Annotated in this window: 12 protein-coding genes; 10 read left to right on the forward strand and 2 right to left on the reverse strand. The window is 69.5% G+C overall.

Annotated elements, in window-relative coordinates; translation table 11 throughout:
• The first annotated feature begins 89 nt into the window (after positions 1-89).
• The 7 genes from VF632_RS24800 (at position 90) to VF632_RS24830 (ending at position 17087) form a co-directional block, all read left to right on the forward strand.
• Positions 90-1667, forward strand: coding sequence for a hypothetical protein (locus VF632_RS24800; RefSeq protein ID WP_331025633.1), 1578 nt, complete (start codon positions 90-92; stop codon positions 1665-1667).
• Positions 1664-10426 (forward strand): 2'-5' RNA ligase family protein, encoded by an 8763-nt coding sequence (locus VF632_RS24805; protein ID WP_331025634.1) that lies wholly within the window; start codon positions 1664-1666, stop codon positions 10424-10426. Before VF632_RS24800 ends, VF632_RS24805 begins: the two co-directional genes overlap by 4 nt.
• On the forward strand, positions 10423-11295 hold the full coding sequence (locus VF632_RS24810; protein ID WP_331025635.1) for a hypothetical protein: 873 nt from the start codon (positions 10423-10425) through the stop codon (positions 11293-11295). Before VF632_RS24805 ends, VF632_RS24810 begins: the two co-directional genes overlap by 4 nt.
• A 143-nt stretch (positions 11296-11438) precedes the next feature.
• Positions 11439-12815: a zeta toxin family protein gene (locus VF632_RS24815; protein WP_331025636.1), complete on the forward strand. Its 1377-nt coding sequence runs from the start codon at positions 11439-11441 to the stop codon at positions 12813-12815.
• Entirely contained in the window at positions 12812-13126 is a 315-nt protein-coding gene (locus VF632_RS24820) for a hypothetical protein (protein WP_331025637.1), read from the forward strand. Before VF632_RS24815 ends, VF632_RS24820 begins: the two co-directional genes overlap by 4 nt.
• Before the next feature lie 2 nt (positions 13127-13128).
• Positions 13129-15669, forward strand: coding sequence for a hypothetical protein (locus VF632_RS24825; protein ID WP_331025638.1), 2541 nt, complete (start codon positions 13129-13131; stop codon positions 15667-15669).
• A gap of 248 nt (positions 15670-15917) precedes the next feature.
• Positions 15918-17087 (forward strand): hypothetical protein, encoded by a 1170-nt coding sequence (locus VF632_RS24830; protein WP_331025639.1) that lies wholly within the window; start codon positions 15918-15920, stop codon positions 17085-17087.
• 62 nt (positions 17088-17149) lie between these two features.
• On the opposite strand, the gene VF632_RS24835 is transcribed toward VF632_RS24830, so the two are convergent.
• Positions 17150-17542 carry a hypothetical protein gene (locus tag VF632_RS24835; protein ID WP_331025640.1) on the reverse strand — a complete coding sequence of 131 codons (393 nt, stop codon included), beginning with the start codon at positions 17540-17542 and terminating at the stop codon, positions 17150-17152.
• A complete protein-coding gene (locus VF632_RS24840) occupies positions 17539-17778 on the reverse strand; it encodes a hypothetical protein (RefSeq protein WP_331025641.1) in 240 nt (79 codons plus the stop codon). The genes VF632_RS24835 and VF632_RS24840 overlap by 4 nt, the downstream gene beginning before the upstream one ends.
• A 170-nt stretch (positions 17779-17948) precedes the next feature.
• On the opposite strand from VF632_RS24840, the gene VF632_RS24845 reads away from it, so the two are divergent.
• From VF632_RS24845 to VF632_RS24855, 3 genes are read left to right on the forward strand one after another with little or no spacing between them, the layout of a single operon-like run.
• Positions 17949-19544: a major capsid protein gene (locus VF632_RS24845; RefSeq protein WP_331025642.1), complete on the forward strand. Its 1596-nt coding sequence runs from the start codon at positions 17949-17951 to the stop codon at positions 19542-19544.
• A 44-nt stretch (positions 19545-19588) separates the two neighbouring features.
• Positions 19589-20743: a hypothetical protein gene (locus VF632_RS24850; protein ID WP_331025643.1), complete on the forward strand. Its 1155-nt coding sequence runs from the start codon at positions 19589-19591 to the stop codon at positions 20741-20743.
• A gap of 59 nt (positions 20744-20802) precedes the next feature.
• The gene (locus VF632_RS24855) at positions 20803-21516 is read left to right on the forward strand and encodes a hypothetical protein (RefSeq protein WP_331025644.1); all 714 of its coding nucleotides are present in this window, start codon (positions 20803-20805) and stop codon (positions 21514-21516) included.
• Positions 21517-21518: the final 2 nt, after the last annotated feature.

Consider the following 21518-nt stretch of genomic DNA (forward strand, 5'->3'; position numbering starts at 1 on the left):
TCTGCCGCTACGCTGCCGTCATGGCTGGTGGGGTTCTCCGACGGAAGCGTGACGCCGCCCCCGAGGAGGGCCTGACCGCCGGAGCGCAGGTGGTCAAGCTCCCGGAGCGCCAGGCATCGGCTGCCCGGTACAGCAAGCCCCGGGCCATCGTCGCCTCCGCCGAGCGGGTGGACCTGGACACCGCCTGGCAGGAACGATCGCGGGCGTCCTACGCCGCCTGGCAGTCCGAGGCCTGGACCGGCTACGAGCGCGTGGGCGAGATCCACTACGGCTTCAACCTGGTCTCCAGCGTGCTGTCCCGGCTGCGGGTCTTCCCCGCAGCGCTGGTTGACACCGAGGAAGCCCCGATGGGGGCCCAGGACGCGGCCGAGAAGGGCCTGGTCAGCACGGACCTGGCGCAGGACGCCGAGGAGATCATGCGGGAGATCTCCGGCCCGGCCTTCGCCGGTCTGGTCCGCAGCTTCGGCCTGAACATGAACGTCCCCGGCGAGTGCTACCTGATCCGCCTGGTGGGCGAGGACAAGGACAAGCGCAAGACGGTCCAGTGGAAGATCGTCTCCACCGACGAGCTGGTCGTGGACGCCACCGGCGCAGTGCTCCGCCCGATCCGGGGCGAGACGACGCAGCAGAAGGTGCTCCCGAAGAACACCTACATCGGCCGGATCTGGCGCTCCCACCCGCGCTACTCCGGTGAGCCCGACAGCTCCATGATCGGCGTCGCCGACGCGGTCGAGGAGCTGCTGATCCTCCAGCGCCTGGTGCGCTCTGCGACCCGCACGCGGCTGAACAACGGCCTGCTGTTCCTGCCCGACGGCCTGCTGACCACGCGCATGGCGATGGCCCTGAACGGGCTGAACGAGGACGGCAGCCCGATCCCCGAGGATCAGCTGGCCGAGATGACCAACGATCCCGGCAACCAGCTGGTGGCCGACATCCTCCAGGCGATCGTCACGGCGGTCTCCGACGAGGGCGACGCCAGCGCGGTCGCGCCGATCATGGTCACCGGCGAGGGCGGCCTGGCCGAGCAGATCAAGCACATCACCTTCGAGCGCGGCTCCGACGAGTGGCTGGTCAGCCGCACCGAGCGCGCGCTGGAACGGATCCTCCAGGGCATCGACGTGCCCAAGGAGGTCGTCACCGGCCTGGCCAACGTCAAGTACTCCAACGCCCTGGTGATTGACGAGAACCTCTACAAGGCCAACATCGAGCCGCTGGCCCTGGTCCTCTCCGACGCCCTGACCGAGGTCTTCCTGCGGCCCATGTTGAGGGCCAAGGGGTATTCTGAGTCCGATCTCAACAGGATCGTCGTCTGGTACGACCCGAGCGAGATCGTCACCCGCCCGAACCAGGCCCAGGACTCCAGCGATGGCTACGACCGCTTCGTGCTCGGCCCGGGTGCCTGGCGGCGGGAGCACGGCTTCAGCGACCAGGACGCCCCGAGCGAGGCCGAGATGGGCATGATGCTGCTGACCAGCGGCGCAGCCCTCCCGCCCGAGGTGCAGATGGCCCTGCTCCAGGCGATGCTGCCGAAGCTGCTGGGTGAGCAGCGTGAGAAGAACCTGGCGGAACAGCCGGTTCAGCAGCCCGACTCCGCCAGGAACATCCTGAGTCCAGCCCCCGAGTCCGTGAACGTCAGCGATGCAGCGACTGGAGTCAACGCCGCGTGAGCGACAGCCCGAAGTACACGACCGCGATCATCGCGGCGGTCCCGGCCAAGGCCGACCCCGTCAACGACGTGGTCATCGAGGACGCCCACGTCACGCTCCAGTTCCTGGGCGAGGCCGACAGCCTGTCGCCGGAGCAGATCAAGGACATCCAGGACGCCCTGGCCCTGATGGCCCCGAACCTCTACCCGTTCCCGGCGGACGTGGCCGGGACGGCCGAGCTGGGCCCGGACAAGGCCAAGGTGCTGCTGGTCCAGAGTGAGCCGCTGACCAAGCTGAAGGAGCTGCTGGGCACGGTCCCGGCGGTGTCAACCGCTGTCGCGGCGGCCGAGCAGTTCCCGAACTGGATCCCTCACCTGACCCTGGCCTACGGCGACGACGGCACGCAGGCCGACGGTGACGGCATCGAGCAGGTGACCATCGGCTCCCTGGAGCTGTGGCTGGCAGAGGAGCACCACGTGTACGAGCTGGCCAAGAGCGCACCCGGCCCGGTCGAGGAGGACAGCGAGGTCGCCAGCGTGATCGCGGCCGGACTCAAGAGCTTCGAAGAGGGCCTGCACCCGCGTGCGGCGGACGGCCGGTTCATCGACAAGTTCGGGGTGGTCAAGTACCTCTCGCCGAAGGGCGGCTGGGAGTACGGCAAGGTCGAGGGGATCAACAAGGACGAGGACAGCGGGGCCATCCAGGTCACGGTCACGCCCTCGGACCTGTCCGGGAAGATCACCGGCGCGGAGAGCAAGGTGCTCTCCCCGAAGCAGCTCTACCACGCACCGAAGGCCAAGGCGCACCTGACGATCGCGGCTCCCGGCTCCAAGAAGGTCGGCGGCCAGGGCGGGTCCAACCCCGGCGGGCTCTACACGATCCCAGTCGCCTTCCCGAAGGAGGGCAGCAACGGGCAGCCCGAGAAGTACTACGTCAAGCAGCCGAAGACCAAGTCCCACGGGGCCAACGAGGCGCTGGCCAACGACCTCTACGCCGAGGCCGGGGTGCCGGTCCCCGAGGTTGACATCGGCTCGGACGGCCAGATCTACAGCAAGATCATCGAGGGCAAGCAGGACATGGCTGCCCAGCTGAACAACCCCGAGTGGACCGACCAGATCCAGCGGAACTTCGCCGTGGACGCCTGGCTCGGGAACCGCGACGTGTTCGGCATGACCTACGACAACGTCCTCACCGACGAGCACGGCACCGCCTGGCGCATCGACAACGGCGGGGCCCTGCTCTACCGCGCGATGGGCGAGAAGAAGACCGACTTCGGCTCCCAGGTCACCGAGCTGGACGCCTTCCGTCAGGGCAAGAAGGCCAAGATCTTCGGCCCCTCGATGACCAAGGCGCAGGAGCTGGATGGGGCCGAGCGCGTGGTGGCCATCTCGCCCTCGCGCATCGAGGAGATGGTGGCCGACGCCGGGCTGCCGAAGTCCCTGGCCGACACCCTGAAGGCCCGCCGCCAGTACATCGCCAACTACTACGGGCTGGAGCTGCCCGAGACCAAGAAGGCCGACGAGGCCCAGGAGGGCTCCAGCGCGCCGCTGGTGGACCCGGCCGACATCTCGGCGACCAAGGGCAAGGCCCGGGGCTGGTTCAAGACCACGCTGGCGCAGGCCGCCTTCGTGCTCCAGACCGGGGACAAGGTCGAGTTCGGCGACGGCAAGCGGGTCGATCCGGGCGTGGACGACGACGGCAGCCCGCTGTCGATGATCGGCGCGGCGGCCCAGCTGCTGGGCTGGCAGAACGAGCACGGCGCGAACGCCGAGATCTTCGTCTACAAGGGCAAGGTCACCGCCGGGATCCCCCGGCCGAGCCACGGCCAGAAGCTGGCCACCGCCGACCTGGCCGACCAGCGCTGGCAGCGCGGCGACACGATCACCAGCCCGCTGGGCAACGACGCCAAGATCCTCGGCTGGAACTCCGACACCGGCGCGGTGCTGATCCAGTACCCCAACCAGCAGCCGCAGCTGCTGGACTCCAAGGGCACGAACGCCAACGCCGGGCCCTGGACGGTCAAGAGATGGGACCCACCGGCCCAGGAAGACCTGGACCTCTCGGCCCCTGAGTCGGCCACCCCGGAGGCTCAGGCCCCGGCTCCCGCGCCCACGCCGATGGTCGAGGACGTGCCCGCGCCGGACACCGTCCCGCCGACCGCTGAAGACCTCGGGATCGTCATCCCGACGCCGGGCAAGACGGGTCAGGCCGCTGAGGCTGAGACCGCGATCAAGGCCGACCTGGACCAGCCCCTGCCCGCCGGTACCGGCGCTCCCGCTCCCGCCAAGACCTCCGCCAAGGGCGGGGCCAAGACGATGGTCCTGGGCGACGGCACCGAGGCCGCCCCGGGCGCTGAGGTGGTCAGCAAGAAGGACGGGAAGACCTACAAGTTCGTCAAGCCGAAGGGCCAGTACTCGGTCGTCACCGACCCGAACGGCGACGACCCGGACAAGCTGCTGCTGAAGCTCGCGTCCACCATGACGCAGCCCGGCAAGGAGCCCACGGCCGACGCGGGCGCGATCGAGGCCCCGAAGACCGCTACCGGGGAGATCCCGGCGCTGGGCATGATGGCCGTCTCCAAGGACGGGCACGCCGGTGAGATCACGCTGATCTCCCCGGATGGCAAGTTCGTCTTCATCACCGACGCGAACGGCGTCCGCAAGCGCAAGAGCACGGGCACGGTCACGATCACCTCCGCCCCGCAAGCGGTTGACACGACCCCGAAGGCCGCGCCCGGCCCGCTGAAGGACTACGGCGCGGCTCCCGACCTGAAGGCGGCCAAGGAGGCCTTCCCCGGGCTGGACTACGACCCGGCTGAGGATCTGGACGCCGGGGACATGGTCATCGTCGGCTACGCCGATGGCAGCTTCGGCAAGGAGCCCTACACCGGCCAGCCGCTGGACAGCCTGCTCCAGAACACCGGGGGCAAGGTCGCCAACCACGGCACGGTGAAGGACTACACCGGCCCGATCTCCACCCAGCAGCTGGTCCAGGCGTCGGCGGTCAAGAACAACAGCACGACCTTCGAGGTCGTCTGGGGCGGCACGATCGGCTTCACGGACGGCACGGTGGGCCCGAGCGGCGGGCTGGTCATCTGGGGTGTTGAGAACGGGATGCCGGACCCCGGCTACGCCTTTGAGCTGCCGAAGGAGGGGCAGAACGTCCACATCCTCGGCTCGGAGGAGAACTTCGCGCTGGCGCTGCCCGGCGGCACGGGCTTCCAGGCCAACGATGGCTGGACCGGCACCGCCTCTCCGGCTCCGCTGTACGGCGACGAGGCCAAGACCCCGGCCGAGTGGTCCGGCCAGATCTCCGTCGGCCAGGAGATCAGCCTGGACGGCCAGAACTGGCTGACGGTCACGAACGTCATGGCCTCCGACTCCCTCCAGGTGGAGGACAGCAACGGGGCGACGGCCTACCTGGCTTCCTCCTCCCCGGCCACCTACGTGCTGAAGGCCCCGCCGATGAAGGACGCGGACGCGCCTTCCCCGGCCTTCGACCCGGCCAACGACACGACCCCGGACATCCCGGGTGCGGACGAGACCACGACCACCGGGCCGCCGACCAAGAAGCCCAGTGAGCTGGTCAGCGGTGACGTGGTGGTGGCCTTCGACGGCACCTACGCGATCATCGAGCAAGCCGAGAAGGAGGACGGCTTCGGCGGCTGGAACCTCACGTCCCTGGGCACCTTCGAGACGGAGTGGGCACCCAGCTCGGCCGACCTGAAGTACCAGGGCAACATCAAGGCCGGGTCGGTGGATGTCCCGATCGGTGCCTTCGCCGGGCAGTTCTACCCGGGCGTGAACTTCCAGCCCGGTCCGGACCACGACATGACGGTGGTCTCCTACCCGTCCCTCCAGGACAACGGCAACCAGAAGTTCGCCGTGATGATCAACGGCGACCCCGAGAACCTGGCGATCGTGCAGGTCGGCCCGGGTGCCGGAGCGGACATCGGGCCGGACGCGGTGATGGGCGTCTACCTCGCGCCCTTCCAGACCTCGGCCGAGAGCGGCGTGGACACGGGCAAGGTCAACGACCTGTTCGACGCCAGCGTGACGGTCGATCAGACCCCGCCGGACCACTACTGGGCGATGTCTGACCAGGGCATCGACTTCGGCAACGCGCAGTACCCGATCTACGCCAGCGGCAGTGGCGGCTACTACCGGATCGGCCCGAACGGCGGGCAGGTCTGGAACGCCGCGCAGCTGGAGTGGGAGTCCTCCAGCACGACCGTCACCGGCATGGACAAGGTCTGGGACGGCAAGCCTTTCGAGGGCAAGCTGAAGATCCCCGAGGGCACGAGCCTCTCGCTGTACGGCGCGGGCTCGGCGGACTACAAGCCTGACGCGGGCGAGGCCGTCGCCCTCATCACGCTGCCCGGCACTTCCGGCGCGCTGATCGTCTCCCCGTCCGGCAGCTTCTCACCGGGGTCGAAGGTCTACACGGTCAAGGGCGACGGCTCCGGGGTCTACTCCCCCGGCTACAACGTCGAGGACCTGGGCCCCGGCCAGATCACCGTCATCCACGACCCCTTCGGTCCGGTTGACACGGGTCCGGCGCTGGTCCACCACCAGGGCCCGCTGGCTCCGACCTTCCTGGCGAACAAGCTCAACGACTACGGCTACACCCCGGCCGACGGGGAGACCTTCCTGATCGCGCAGATGCCCTCCGGGGGCATGTCGGTGCTGACCAAGCAGTCCGACGGCACCTACAAGAAGATCGGCTACTCCGGCCTGGGTCAGAAGACCTGGACGCTGGACGAGGTCATCGAGCAGGGCAACGACGTCGGGGCGGACTTCTACACCTGGACGCATGTCCCCGAGGGTGAGAACGGGCCGACCGTGGTTGCCGGGCTGCCCGGGGACTACGCGCCGTTCATCCCGGGCGAGGGCCAGGCGGTCCTGAAGTCCACGATGCCCAACGGCAAGGTGAGCATCTACCTCCAGCAGCAGCCCGGCGGCGGCTGGTACCTGATGTCCCCGGACGGGACGATTGACGAGTCCTCGGACGCGATCAAGAGCAACCACGTCGTCCAGATGAAGCTGTCGGGCAAGGGCTCCAGCAGCCAGAAGTACGAGCTGCTGCACCCGACCGAGGGCGGCACGAAGGCCACGCCGGACGCCCCGCCGACCTTCAGCAACCAGTCCACCTCGTTCACCCCGGCCCCGGGGCAGAAGGTCGTGCAGCTGCTCAGCTACGAGGGCGACGACGACCCTTGGTTCTTCGTGCAGAGCACGCCGGGTGGCGAGTGGGCTCCGGCCCCGACCAACCCCGAGGCCGGGGCTCCGCTGGGCGACTCCGGGATGCAGGCCTACCTGGCCAAGTCCCTGGCTGCTCAGCCGGGCGCTGCCGGGTCCAAGTACACGCTGGTCTACGACGGCACCGGCAGCGCGGCTGCTCCGGCGGTTGACACCGAGGACACCCCGACGCCGGACTTCGAGGGGTACATCCCGCAGACCGGCGACAAGGTCATCTCCTACGCGCCGAACGGCACGACGGACCCGTACTTCTACGTCCAGCAGGGCGGCGAGGGCCCGTACAAGATGGCCGTCGGGGGCCAGCTCTCCAGCTCCACGGTGATGCAGGCCAGCGAGATCCCGACCAACCTGGGCCCGGAGTTCGGCAACGACTTCCACCAGGAGTGGCCGCTGCCCGAGACGACCCCGGCCGCTCCGGCCGGTGGTGGCGTCTTCGACGGCTACCAGAGCGACCCCGGCGACAACGTCGTCTCCTTCACCGGCCCCACCGGCGGGACCACCACGGTGGTCAAGAAGGACGGCACCTGGCAGCCGATCGTCAACGGCCAGCTGGAGGCCGATGACGCCTACAGCCAGGACACGATGGAGTGGGCGGCCAGCCAGTCCGGCTACACCGTCAACGTCCTCCAGGGCTCGCTGAAGGGCGTCCCGGGCGAGGGTGCACCGCTGGACACCGGTGGGGAGCACTACGCCGGGGTCAGCGTCGCCACGACGCTGTCCAAGGACGCGGTCACCACCCAGGACGCCTCGCAGCTCAGCCCGACCGCGATGGACAAGCTGGACGGCCTGAAGCTGGCCGTCGGTCAGTCGGCCTGGGTTGCTGGCAACTCCGTCTTCGTGCGGAACAGCACGGGCGAGTGGTTCTACGCCTACACGGACGGGTCGCTGGACCTGGCTCCCACGTTCAGCGACGACGCGGACATGGCGGCCTTCTTCGGCAACACCACCGCCCCGGCCCCGGTCAAGGTCATCGTCACCGCCCCGACGGCGGCCCCGGCTCCCCCGGCGGCCAACCTCTACGCCGGTCCGGCCATCTCCGGCTGGGCTGCTGAGGGGCTGCCCGACCCCACCGGCTTCGGTCACCTGGCCAGCTCGGCCGATGCGGTCGGGATGAAGGCGGGCGACTGGCTCTACGTCCAGGGCCTGACCGGCGGCGGCAACAGCGGCCTGTTCATTCAGCTGCACTCGGACGTGGACCCGGCCACCGGCGGGGACGTGGTCAAGCTCAGCCAGTGGGCGGCCGTGAAGGACGGCCAGGTCCAGCCGATCAAGAAGCCCAGCGGCACGCTGGACTTCACCAGCTTCAGCCTGGTCGCGGCGGACTCGATCTACGCGCAGGGCAGTGCGGGCACCGCGCCTGCGCCGACCGTGCCTGCCACCCCCACCGCGAACGCCCCCATCGCGTCTGTGCCGTCCGCTCCCGAGGCCCCGGCCACTCCGGCCTACCCCGGCGCTCAGAAGCCCTCTCAGGAGGACATCAACGCCTGGGGCGGGTCGCTGACCAAGGACGGGCACATCCCGACCTCGGGCATGTACGTCACGGGCAAGGGCCCGATGTCGGGCAAGGTCATCTCGGTCTCGAAGGACAAGACCAAGGCGGTCGTGCTCACCTCGGACGGGAAGAAGACCACCCGCCTGATCGAGGCCCTGAAGACCGACAAGTCGGCGAACTACAAGGCCTACGCGGCCCCGGTCACGCTGAAGGACATCCCCGGCGGGATGCCGCTGGCGGTTGACACGCCTGGAGAGGCGCTGGCCAAGACCGCGAAGGACGGGAAGTTCCGGGCCATCCTCACGGCGGCTCCGGGCGTCAGCGGCGGCCAGATGGTCGTCACGAAGACCACCGGCCCGTCGGGCAAGACCTACAACCGGGTGCACCTGACCCTGACCCCCGCCCAGCGGGAGCAGCTGGTCGCGTCGCTGGCGGGCTCCGGGGAGAAGGGCGACTGGGTCACCAGCTCCAAGATGTCGCAGGCGGTCGCCGCCGGTGACCTGCTGCCGATGCGGAAGTCCTCCACGGACAACCCGGACGGGACCCCGCGCTGGAAGGTGGACCCCGCCCAGGTGCCGCCGACCCACGAGGTCACCGGCGTGGTGGACGACCCGGCCGCCAGCGGCGTCAAGATCGTCACGCTGAAGGACCGGAACACCGGCGAGGAGATCACCAGCCGGTTCCACCCCGGCAAGAGCCTGACGGTCTACGCCTGGGACGAGAACAAGCCGAAGAAGATCACCGCCGGTGCCTTCTCGGTCGGCGAGATCGCCAAGGCCCAGGGCTGGTCCCTGGTCACCGATGGCGGGATCTCGGCGGTCAAGGGCGGTGCGGAGAACGGCTCGCTCTACAACGAGCCCGGCTCGGCCGTGACCAAGAGCGCGCTGGGCCAGGTCTCGCACAGCTGGAAGACGCTGCGCAACGTCTCGGAGGACGGCGTCGTCATCGAGACGGTGGACCCGAAGGGCAGCAACGGGCACTCGACCACCGGCGTCACGGTGATCACGCTGCCCGAGGGTGTGGACGAGAAGTCCCTGGGCGCGGCGCTGGCCAAGATGGGGATCGACTACTCCCCGATGACCCAGGACTCGGCCAAGGACAACGTGCGGGGCGCGCTCCGCACGCTGCTGAGCCTGGACACCCACGACGTGGACACCCCGAAGCACTACACCGACGAGATGCTGTTCTCCCAGGCCGGGAAGACGATGGGCATCACCGACCTGGGCTGGCAGGACGTGCTGGTCGGGGTGGACGAGTCCACCGGCAAGACCAGCTTCTTCTGGTCGGACCGGGCGCGGAACGCGCTCGCCGCGAAGGCCAAGTACAACCTGGTCTACCGGGCGGCCACCACGGCCAACGCCGCGCAGATCGTGTCAACCGTGAAGTACGGCTCGGCCAGTTCGATCCTGAAGAAGACCACCGGGATGCTGGACGGCTCCGGCTCGGTCGGGAACGGTGCCTCGGCCAGCTCGGACAACGCCAACCACGCCGGGCACGGGTCCTACGCCTCGGCCAGCACGGTCAACAAGCTGCCCAGCTCCAACGCCTCGGCCAGCTACAAGACCGCCGGGATGATGATCTACCACCGTCCCGAGGCGGTCCTGGGCCGGATCATGGACTTCCGGGTGGCCAACCACGACGCCTTCGGGATGGGCCACGGCCAGGGTGCCGACCACCTGGCCCACGCCACCTCGATGTCCTCGGTGAAGGACTACTTCCTCGGCGGCGGGCTGCCGACGGAGGCGGTCGGCTTCATCGCCGTGCAGAGCGCTGAGGAGCGGCTGAAGGCGATCGAGCAGCTGAAGAAGGACGGCTTCGAGATGATCAACGGCCGCCCGATCGAGGACATCGTCATCACGAAGCAGAAGGCCGCGACGATGACCCCCGACGACCTGCCGCCGGTCACGATCCCGGCCAACGCCCGGCCGATCCTGGACCTGCCGGTCTCCTACGACACCGCTGCCCCGGCGGCGAGTGCTCCGGCCGCTGCTGCTCCCGTCACCGCTACCGCTGGAGATGCTGTCGCATGACCGCGCCCGTGCAGTTCCCCAACCCCGCGATGGTGGAGACCACCTACCGGGTGACGACCGACCCGGTCACCGACACCGAGGAGGACCGGGTGCGCCTCCAGCCGGTCGGTGGCCTGGTCGCCGGTCTCGCCGACACCGGCGGCTGGAGCGTCGGCTGGGACGAGGACGGGGGCGACTACATCTCGGGTGTCATCCTGACCTCGGTGGAGGATCAGGGTGACTGGATCGTGGGCGTCTCGGACAACGGGCAGGCCTTCCGGTTCCGGGACCTGGACCCCTACGACGCAGTGACGATGTCGGCGGCTGGAGTTCCCCAGCCGCTGTCGGTGGTGCAGGCAGAAGTGATCCGAGGGGGAGTCTTGGCGAGTCAGCTGGACGCAGTCGTGGCACCGGACAACACGGTGGCCACCCTGATGCTGGAGACGGGTCTGGGCACCTACGTGCGCTACGCCGGGGACTGGCAGTTGCTCAGCAGCGACACCGGGGCCCTGGAGGACATGAGCCTGGTGGCAGTCGGTGCGGCGGCCCTGGATGTCTGGGACGCCGCTGACGCGGCCAGCCACACGATCTCGGTCTTCGACCTCCCGGTGCCCAGCGCTGACGGCCCGGACATCGACCCGACCACGGACGTGGACGTGGAGACCACGGCGGCCATCGCGGCCAGCGGCGTGCAGATCCCGCAGATCGTCCGGACCGAAGACCTGGACCTCGGCATCCGCTACGCCAACACCCACCCGGCCGCGCGCTGGTACGTCACCAAGCGGGCTCGCGCGCTCAGCGCCTCCGCTCGGATCCCGGCGCACTGGAACGTGGCTCCAGTGGCCGTGACGCCCCCTTTCTCGATGGCCGGGCGGGAGATGGAGATGTAGTCCAGCTGGACTGCCCGGCGGCCATCCGATCGGCCGCTGGACTGTTCGCCGGACTGGCCGCTGCCGGGCAGCGACCACCCGATGGGATGTACCTGGCCATCGTTGCTGCCGCACGTGTCAACGGGATGCTGCATGATCCTGCTGTGCTGACAGCCGCCAAGTGGCAGGACTGGCTGCACCCGCGCGGCAAGGACGGGCGCTTCATCGAGAAGCAGAGCTTCGTCAACGTCTTCGCCAGCGAGAACGCGCTGCTGTCCGACCGCACTGCGGTGCGCCGCCGGGCCAAGATCAGCGACCTCCGTCCCGAGGGTGCCTACGTCGCCTACCAGGACGTGGAGGGCAACCCGATCCCGTCCGACGACGCGGCTGGCTTCCCCGCGCTGATCCCGGTCGAGCAGCTGTCCACGAAGGTCTCCACCGCGCCCAAGGCGCTGGCCCACCTCCAGCCCGGCGAGTCCGCGCGCAAGGAGGTCCAGGACGCCCTGGTCCCGGCGATGAGCCAGGACGACTACGACGTGAAGATCGCCGAGATCAACGCCCAGATCCACGAGAAGCACCCCGAGCAGGCGGCGATCGTGTCAACCGGCCAGGGGGCCATCACCGACGCCGAGATGGAGAGCCACCTGGGCTTCATCGCCGAGGTGCACAGCCAGTACCTGGAGGGCGAGGGCCTGGGCTACGACTCGGCCTTCAAGGACAGCTTCGGCCTGTGGTCGGAGGAGTGGCAGCAGATCTTCGACGCGGTCGTGGACGAGGTCTACGACGAGGTCACGGTCAACCAGTCCAAGCCGAAGAACCGCCGCGCCATCATGCTCGGCGGGCTGCCGGGGGCCGGGAAGTCCTCCACCCTGGATGCGATGGCGCAGAGCGGGTCCTTCCGCAAGGACGAGTGGATCACGATCAACCCGGACCTGTTCAAGGACAAGATGTTCGAGCGGGGGCTGCACCCGGACATCGAGGGCCTGGCCCCGGCCGAGACGGCCAGCTTCGTGCACGCCGCCAGCTCCGAGATGAGCTACATGCTGGAGCAGCTGCTGAGCGTCGAGGGCTACAACCTGATCTTCGACATCACGATGGGCGGCACGGCGCGCGCCGGGCAGAAGCCGAACTACGAGCAGGTCACCGACCACCTGGGCAACTGGGACTACGTCGTGGACGGCGTCTTCGTGGACGTGGACCCGGGCACCTCCCGGGAGCGGGTGGCGCTGCGCCACCAGCAGGGCCTGGACGCACTGCGCACGGGGCGCTCCCGGCGGCCGGACGATCCCGAGATCGTCAACGGCGGCCGGGTCGTGCCGGACTCCGTCATCGCGGACAACATCCTGGACGAGAACGACCCCGACGCCCAGCGCTACAACTCGGCGAACGCCCGGAACTTCGACCAGATGAAGGCCACGTTCGTGCGGTGGGCGGAATGGGACAACACCGGCAAGAAGCCGGTCTTCATCGGCGGCAGTGGCACTGGTCCCGATGACACCGAGGGCACCCCCGGCTTCTATCCCGAGGAGCAGGCCGCATGACCGCACCCGCAGATCTGACGACCGGTCAGAACGTCCAGCCGGTACGCGATGCCCTGGAGGCGCTGCGCGCTGGCACGGGCGACTACGAAGCGGTCAGGAAGGCCGTCGGATTGGCGCGGTTCGCCATTCGGCCGCCGCTGCGCACGCTGGAGGAGATCGGCCGGAACTGGGACTACGTCCCGATCCCGGACAGCTTCACGGATACTGTCAGTGTCGCGCGGTGGCAGAAAGTGCTGACGCCTGAGCAGGAGAGGGAGCTGAAGGGCTTGGCCAAGTTCATCGCTCCCGCACCCCAGGACCAGGAGAGCTGACCATGCCGCTGATGATGTCGGGGTTCGACCTTCAGCACCGTCCCACCCGGACGATGCGCGAAGCAGCCCGAGGCTCCAGCGATCCGGTCTCCGCCCTCGTGTCAACCGGCCAGGTCCGGTCGTGGGACCTGCTGACCCTGAAGTCCTCCTCGATCCCCGGAGCTTCCGACTGGGCCGAGCGCACGCTGGACGCGGTCGTTGCAGCCGCTGCAACGAGTGCGACCAAGCCGCTGGACTGCGCCGACTGCGAGGACGTGGGCTTCTACGGCATCGCGGACGCCGAGGACACCGACAAGCTGGTCGGCCTGCTGCGCCGGGTGGGCGAGAACGGCTACGAGCAGCTGGTGGCCGGAGCCTGGCGGCCTTACGAGACCCGCTACGACCAGCACGTGGAAGTCCTCTCCCGGGACCTGGCCGGAGATCTGGCCGAGGCGTTGACCGCCGGTGCCACCGGCCTGGTCCGCCGGTACTTCTGGCCGATCGCCTTCCTGCCGCCCGAGCGCCTGATCGCTGCGGGACCAGCACCCGAGGAGGTGCTGAGCACTCCGCCGAAGGCAGCCACCGAGGACGTGACGGCCGGTCCCGAGGACGGCTGGACCGAGTACGCGATCGTGGACGAGCTGGACACCGGCGCGGTGCTGGAGCTGATCCGGCTGCGTCCGGGGCCCGAGCTGCTGGCCTACCGCAACGGCAAGTGGGACGAGGCTCCCGAGGTGCTGGCCCAGCTCCAGGGCGTCCAGCCTCCACCCCTGGTTGAGCTTGACCAGGCCCAGCTGGACAACGTCCTGGAGCAGATCGGCCAGGGTCAAGGTGAGGCTGAGGGTTCCGAGGACAGCGGGGATCCGGGCGAAGGCCTGGACGAGGCCGACAAGACCGAGCCGGTCGCGGCGGCCGGGGAGAAGAAGCACACGCTGCCCGAGGGCGCGTTCCCCATCGACAACCGCGACGACCTGAAGAAGGCCGTCAAGGCGCTCGGCCGGGCGACGAACAAGAACGCCGCGAAGCGGCACATCATCAAGCGGGCCCGGGAGCTGAACGCTGTCGGCGTGCTTCCCGAGGACTGGGGGATCACGGCCGGAGCGAAGGGCGCGCTGGTCGCTGACGCCCCGCTGACGGTCTCCCCTGACCCGCGCGCCGAGAAGCTGCGCCGCTACTGGACCAGTGGCAAGGGCGCGGCCAAGATCCGCTGGGGGACGCCGGGCGACTGGACCCGGTGCTACCGCCAGCTGCGCAAGTACATGGGCGTGCGGGCCAAGGGCTACTGCCAGAACCTGCACAAGCGGGCCACGGGTCAGTGGTCCGGAGCCCGTGGGAACCGGACCGCAGGAGCGGTCGCAGCATCTGGGCGACCCGCTCAGGCCGTGCTGTCGATAGAAGCTGCGCTGGTCGCAGCGATGTCAACCGGCCGCTGGATCGGCCCGGGAGGAGAGAGCATGACCACGACCCTGAAGGACGGCATCTACGCCGAGGCAGGCAACGAGGGTGGCCTGCTCCGGACCCTCACCGCTGCGGGGTTCCCCGTGGCACCGCCGGACGACTGGTTCGCTGACCCTCAGCTGGAGGGTCCGACTCCGCTCACGGTGGACGACGACGGCCGGGTCTACGGCCACATCGCCACCCGGGACGTGGCGCACATCGGCCTGCCCGGCCGGGTGCACGCGCCGAAGTCCCGCACCGACTACGCCTACTTCAAGACCGGCCAGCTGGTGACCGCCAGCGGCAAGCGGATCAACGTCGGGCAGCTGACCCTGGCTGGCGGCCACGCGCCCCTCCAGGCCGACGCTGCGGCGGCCGTGGCCCACTACGACAACACGGCCAGCGCGGCGGCCGATGTCAACTGCGGCGACGACAAGTGGGGCATCTGGGTGGCCGGGTCGATCCGGCCGGAGGTCACCCCGAACCAGCTCCGCGTGCTCCGTGCGAGTGCGCCGTCCGGCGACTGGCGGCCGATCAACGGCAACCTGGAGCTGGTCGCCTGCTGCCAGGTCAACGTCCCCGGCTTCCCGGTCACCCGGGCGCGCGTGGCCAGCGGCGCGATCATGTCGCTGGTGGCCGCCGGTTCCCGGCCGCTCTACGCGATGCGCCTGGCCATGCTGGCCGACGCCGCTGTGGCCGAGCGCCTGACCGCGCTGGAGGCCCACGTTTACGGTGTAAGCGACGGCCCGGACCTGGTGGGCGACGAGTCTGTCGTGGCCGACGGTGAGCCGGTGGACGCCGATGCTTCCGTCACGACCGAAACGGACACCGCCGAGGAGGTCGAGGAGGAGGAGACTCCGGCCCCCGAGGAGAAGCCCGTCTCCGAGGCTGTCCAGCGTGCTCGCGCGCTGGCCGCCGAGCGCCGGGCGGCTGCCGCTGCCACTGAGGAGGTCCCGGCCGAGGAGGCTCCGGCCGTCGAGGCCGAGACCCCAGCCGAGGAGAACGTGGCCGAGCTGACCCCCGACGAGCAGGAGCGGGCCGACCGCCTGGCCGCGCTGCGTGCTCGCGTGCACGGCGGTGACAAGCAGCCGGTCGCCGCGTCCGCAGGTGACCCGGGAAAAGCCTGAGCCTGGCCCCACGCCAGGCACCAGCGCTGCTGGCTGCCCCGGGCCAGTCCGCCAAGGAGCGGGCGGCTGAGGCTCAGTCCAAGGCCGCCCAGCACATCGCCAAGGGCAACCCCGGCAGCGGGCCCATCCCGAAGAAGGCCGGGCGGAAGGTCGCCACCGAGGCCGGGGTCAAGCGCTACGGCCTGCCCATCGGCACGCCCCTGGGACAGGGCAAGGCGAAGAACGAGAAGGACGCCTACGACCGGTTCATGTCCCAGAGCACCCCGGCCGAGCTGACCAAGGCCGCCCAGTGGATGTCCAACGGGGACCTGGCGCTCACGGCCAAGGCGGTCTTCTCCACCCCGCACGGGAACGAGCGGAACGAGGCGGCCCGGATGGCGCTGGTCCGGGAGCTGGCCAACCGTGGGATCGACCCGCACACGCTGGGCTACGACGGTGGCTACGTCCCGCTCAACCCGAAGCCGAAGAAGGACCCCACCCTCCCGGCCGAGGTGAAGGCCAAGAAGGATGCCAACCCGGGCAACCTGGGAGAGGTCCAGCTGAAGTCCGGGCTGGACGCCGAGAAGCTGCCCGACGCCGACCTGGCCGCGCTGACCGAGGCGGGCTGGAAGGGCGTGCCCGGCGACGACAAGGAGGCGGTCTACCCGCCTGCGGACGTGCTGCCGATCAACAGCTCCAAGCTCAGCGACGCGACCAAGTCCCAGCTGATCAAGGCTGGCTGGAAGCTCGGGGGCAAGGGCGAGTTCGAGCAGCTGACGCCGCCGCAGGACCGGTTGACAGCGGCCCGGGACAAGCTCGCCAAGGCGGCCGAGAAGGACACCGGACCGGCCGGGATCAACGAGGTCCAGCTGCGCTCGCAGGTGGACGCCGATGATCTGCCCGAGGCTGACCGGCAAGCGCTGCTGAAGGCCGGGTGGAAGGGCGCTCCCGACGACAAGAAGGAGGCGCTGTACCCGCCAGCCGACACCGCACCGCTGAGCACGGCGGGGATCAGCGACGAGACGAAGTCCAAGCTGATCAAGTCGGGCTGGAAGATCTCGGGCCAGGGCACCGACGAGACCCTGGTCCCGCCGAAGGACCGGGTGACAGCCGAGCGGGACCGGGTGACCAAGGCGGTCGAGACCGAGGCCAAGCGGGCGGCTTCCGCTGCCGAGGCCGAGGCCAAGAAGCAGGCGGCGGCGGCAGCTGCGGCCCAGAAGGCGGCGGACAAGGCGGCGGCGGCTGCGGCGAAGTCCGGGGCTACCCCGGCCCAGACCGATGCCTCAGACGCGGCCATGTCGGAGGCGCAGGCGGCCGTGACCACGGCGCGCAAGGCCTACGACGATGCGGTGACTGCGATCGGGGACGCCCTCTCCAAGGGCGAGATCAACGAGCAGGAGGCGCAGGACCGCCGGAACGCCCTGGGCAGGAAGCCCTGACAGCCGGTTGACACGACGAAGGGCCCCGCACCAGAGGTGCGGGGCCCTTTCGTTTGTGCAGGTCAGAAGGGAGGAGTGTCGTCCTTCGGCTTATCGGCCTGCTCGGGCTCGGTGGCCAGCGCGTTCCCGCTCAGCTGGGCCACCAGATCCTGGAAGGTCAGCGCCTCCATCTGCTTCTGCTCGCTGTCGGCGACCTTCTCCACCTCCGGAGCGGCAGCCGCCGCGTCCTTGGCCGCCTTGTAGGCGTCGAAGTCCCGGGTGGACACGATCTCCCGGGCCTCCTTGGCCTTCTCCAGCGCCTCGGTCAGGAGCGAGATCTGCTTGTCCAGGATCTGGACCTGCTGTTCCTGCGTCGCGCCGGGCAGGCCCTTGGTCAGCTGGAAGATCCAGAAGGCGCGCTTGCGGATCGAGTGGCGGAGCTTGCGGACGTTGCGGTCGGTGCGGGGAGCGGTCATGGCTGGTCCTCGTTCTTCTTCTCGGGGTCAGGAGCGGTCACTGCGGCTACGACGATGGCGGTCCCGAAGATCAGGACGACGCCGAGCACCGGGGAGGCGGAGGCGATCAGCGCTACGACGATGATCCAGCCGACGAGCTGCCACCACCGGTCCGCCTTCGTCTTCGGCTTGCGATCGGTGGCCCCGCCGACCATGACGGGCCCGATCTTCACTCCCCAGATGTCCTTGTCGGTCATGGGAGAAGTATTGCATGGCCCTGTCAACACTGTCAACTAGGACTTGCCGCGATTCTCGTTGACCACCCGATCGGGTACTGTCCCGACCGAAGCGACGACGCACGGTGACCACTCCCGCGCGATGACCCTTCCGGTGATGTAGAGCCCCTTCCCACCGGAGGCATCCCTTCATGGACCCCCTCGCCGACTTCCAGGGAGACCTGGACCGTCTGGCCGACCTCACCGACGAAGAACTCTCCGCCCTGGAGAGCCGTCTGGTCGAGGCGTTCGACGCTGCCGACTCCGGCGGTGACGACGCAGCTGCTGGTCAGCTGGCCGACGCTCTGGACTCCGTCCGCAACGAGATCGGGCAGCGCTCCGACGCTCCGCCCGCCGAGCCGGTGGCTGCTGCCGCCGACACCGCCACCACCGACCCCGCCCCGACCAGCCAGGAGAGCACCCCCGTGACCGCTTCCACCGTCGTCAACGACGTCGAGCCCGAGGTCCCGGAGGGCCGGGCTCCCGTCGTCTCCAGCACCAGCGCTGTTGTCGCTGGCGCGAACCTGGGCGGGTACGACTCCGGCCAGGTCATCCCAGACCTGAACCGCATGTCCAAGGCGATGGCCGACCGCATCTCCACCCTGGGCCGCGTCGGCGGTGCCGACGGGGAGCAGGTGCTGGTGGCCTCGATCCGCAGCAACATCCCCGACGACCGCTTCCTGAAGTACGGGGACGCGATGGGGAACCGCGAGAAGATCGACGCCGCGACCAACCTGGACGCCATCACGGCGGCCGGTGGCTGCTGCGCCCCGCTGGACACCCGCTACGACCTGTTCGGCATCGGCGACACCGTCCGGCCGGTCAAGGCCAGCCTGGCGGGCTTCGGCGCTGACCGGGGCGGCATCCGCTTCTTCGAGGGTCCGACCCTGGACCAGATCGGCGCGGCTGTCGGCTTCTGGACCTGCGCCGACGACGCGGCCGTGGACGCCGACGACGAGGCGACCTGGAAGGTCTGCGCCCGTGTCAACTGCCCCGACGAGTCCGAGGCCCTGGTCCAGGCGGTCACGCTCTGCCTGACCTTCGGCGTCATGCAGTCCCGGGTCTTCCCGGAGATGGTCACGGCCAACAACAAGCTGGCCCTGGTCGCCCAGGCCCGCCTGTCGGAGTCGGCGCTGCTCTCCCAGATCCGCGCGCAGTCCAAGAAGGTCACCGGCGGCACCGTGGAGGCCGGTCTCGGCTTCCTGCGCACGCTGCTGGACACCGCTGACCGGGCCATCGCCTACTACCGCGACCGGCACCGCATCGCGGCGAACGTGCCGCTCAGCGCCCGCTTCCCGGTCTGGATGATCCAGGCGATCGACGCCGACATGGTCCGGCAGCCGCCCTCGACCGCGCAGATGGCCGACAACTTCGGCATGAGCGTGGACGAGATCGAGTCCTTCTTCCGGGACCGCAACGTCAACGTCGCCTGGACCTTGGACTCCCACGTCCCGGGCACCAACGGCGGTGGCTTCTACGGCAACGTCGCGGACGGCGGGGTCCTCCCGGCCTTCCCGGAGACCGTGCAGTGGTCGCTCTCCATCGAGGGCAGCTTCCTGTTCCTCGACGGCGGCCAGCTGGACCTCGGCATCGTCCGCGACAGCACGCTGGTCCGGACCAACGACTACCAGACCTTCACGGAGACCTTCGAGTCGGCCGTCCGGACCGGTGGTGAGGCCCTGTGGGTCACCACGCCGGTGGCCACCACGGGTCGCTACGCCGGGCCCATCACCTACCCGGCCGTCTGATCCCCCTCGCTGAGGCTGGTTGACAGAGAGAGGAGGGACAGATCGTGCCTGGTTACGTGCAGGACAACGCCGCTTCAGTCCGAGGCCGCGCGCTTCGGGTGACGCAGCTGGGGTCCGACGGTGCACCCATCACCGGATCCTCGTGTGACGTGTACCTGACCGGCGGCTTCATCTCGTTCCAGTTCACCCCGGAGTACTCCGAGGGCGACGAGATCGAGATCAAGAACGCCGCTGGAGAGACCTGCGTCTACTACAAGCTCCCCGACACCCTGAAGAACGTCGGGCTGAGCATGAGCATCTGCGACCCGGACCCCGTCCTGACGCAGATGCTGGTCGGTGGTGAGGTGCTGACCGCTGGTGGCACCTCCACCTTCGCCCCCTCGGGGACCGACGCCGGGGACATGGTGGCCATCGGCTACGCCTCCGAGCTGGCCGGTGCCGTGGCCAACCCGAACGGCGTGGCCGTGGAGGTCTGGGCCGACGCGGTGGTCAACGGGCGCTCTGCGTCCCGCGCCCCGTTCTGGCACTACCTGTTCCCGTCGGCGCAGTTCCGGCTGGACGGCGACCGGGTCATCGAGAACGGCAACCTGGCCACGGCCTTCGCAGGCACGGGCACGGGCAACGAGGCCTTCGGCTCCGGTCCGAACCTGGACCTGGCCGGAGTCACCCCGGCTCCGCCCGCTGGTGCCTTCGACTGGCGCTTCCCGGCCCACACGGACCGGCCCTTCCTCTACACGCGCAGCTTCTTCGCGCCGCTGGGGCTGAAGGGTCAGTTCGACAACCTCGGGATCCCGATCGTGCGGATCACCGCTGGGGATCCGGGCGTCTTCAGCCCGGTCAACGCCACGCGACCGGCCGATCTGGCCGACCTCCAGTCGCAGGGCGCTCTGGGCAGCACCACCGCCTGGGACCCCAACGAGTTCGTCACGCTGCGGGACAACACCGAGGCGTACTGGGACGGGGCCGCCTGGGTCGCCGGTCGGGCTCCGGCTCCGGCCATCGTGGCCACCGGCGCGACGGCGGGCACGCCGGGCATGTTCACGCCTCCGGGCGCGGACGCTCCGGCCGACCTCGATGCGCTGGAGGATGTCGTCGCCACGCCGACCACTGCCTGGACCGTCGGGCAGCGGATCGTCCTGGCGGACGGTACGACGGCACACTGGAACGGCACCGCCTGGGTTGCGGGCTCCGCGACCTGATCGGGCCGGGGTTCGCCCCGGTTGACATGGCATGACCAGCGAAGGCGGAGGGTGTTCGGATGCTCTGGGTTGACCCCACCGACCCCTCCGTCTTCGCTGCCGTCACGGGGCAGGCGGCACCTGAGACCGCACCGGCCGAGCCGGACGAAGACCTGGTCCTGGCCCTGGCTGTTGCCAGCGAGATCCTGACGCTGGCGACCGGGCACCTGATCCACCCGGCCGGGACGCAGGTGGAGGAGATGATCTCCACGCCGAACGTCCGCCGGATCTCGCCGGTCTACGGGCCGGTCCTCGAAGTCCTCGGCATCAACGTGGTGGACCCGCTCAGCGGCTCTGAGAGCCCGATCCGGAAGACCTACCGGCTCGTGGGCTCCACCATCCACTTCTTCGGCTCAGCGGGCGCTGTGCCGGGCTGGCGCGGCGGCTCTGCCTGCGGCGCGTCCGGGCAGCAGATCCTGCGGGTCGAGTACCGCTTCGGCTCCACCCTCACCCGGGGCGCTCGCAACGCGCTGCTGGCCTACGCCCGCCAGCTCTACCTGTCCTTCATCGAGGACGGCGAGTGCCAGCTGCCCGACCGGGTCACCAGCCTCACGCGCGAGGGCATCAGCATGGAGCTGATCACCCCGCAGGACTACCTGGACAAGGGCCGCACCGGGCTGCCGACCGTGGACGCCTGGCTGTCCCAGATCAACCCGAAGCGCGCGCTGCGGCCGTCGGGGGTCTACACCCCGGACTCACCTCCAGGCGTCGGTGTGCGGCTGCGGAGGGCCTGAGC

The organism is Longimicrobium sp. (assembly GCF_036388275.1).
GTDB lineage: Bacteria > Gemmatimonadota > Gemmatimonadetes > Longimicrobiales > Longimicrobiaceae > Longimicrobium.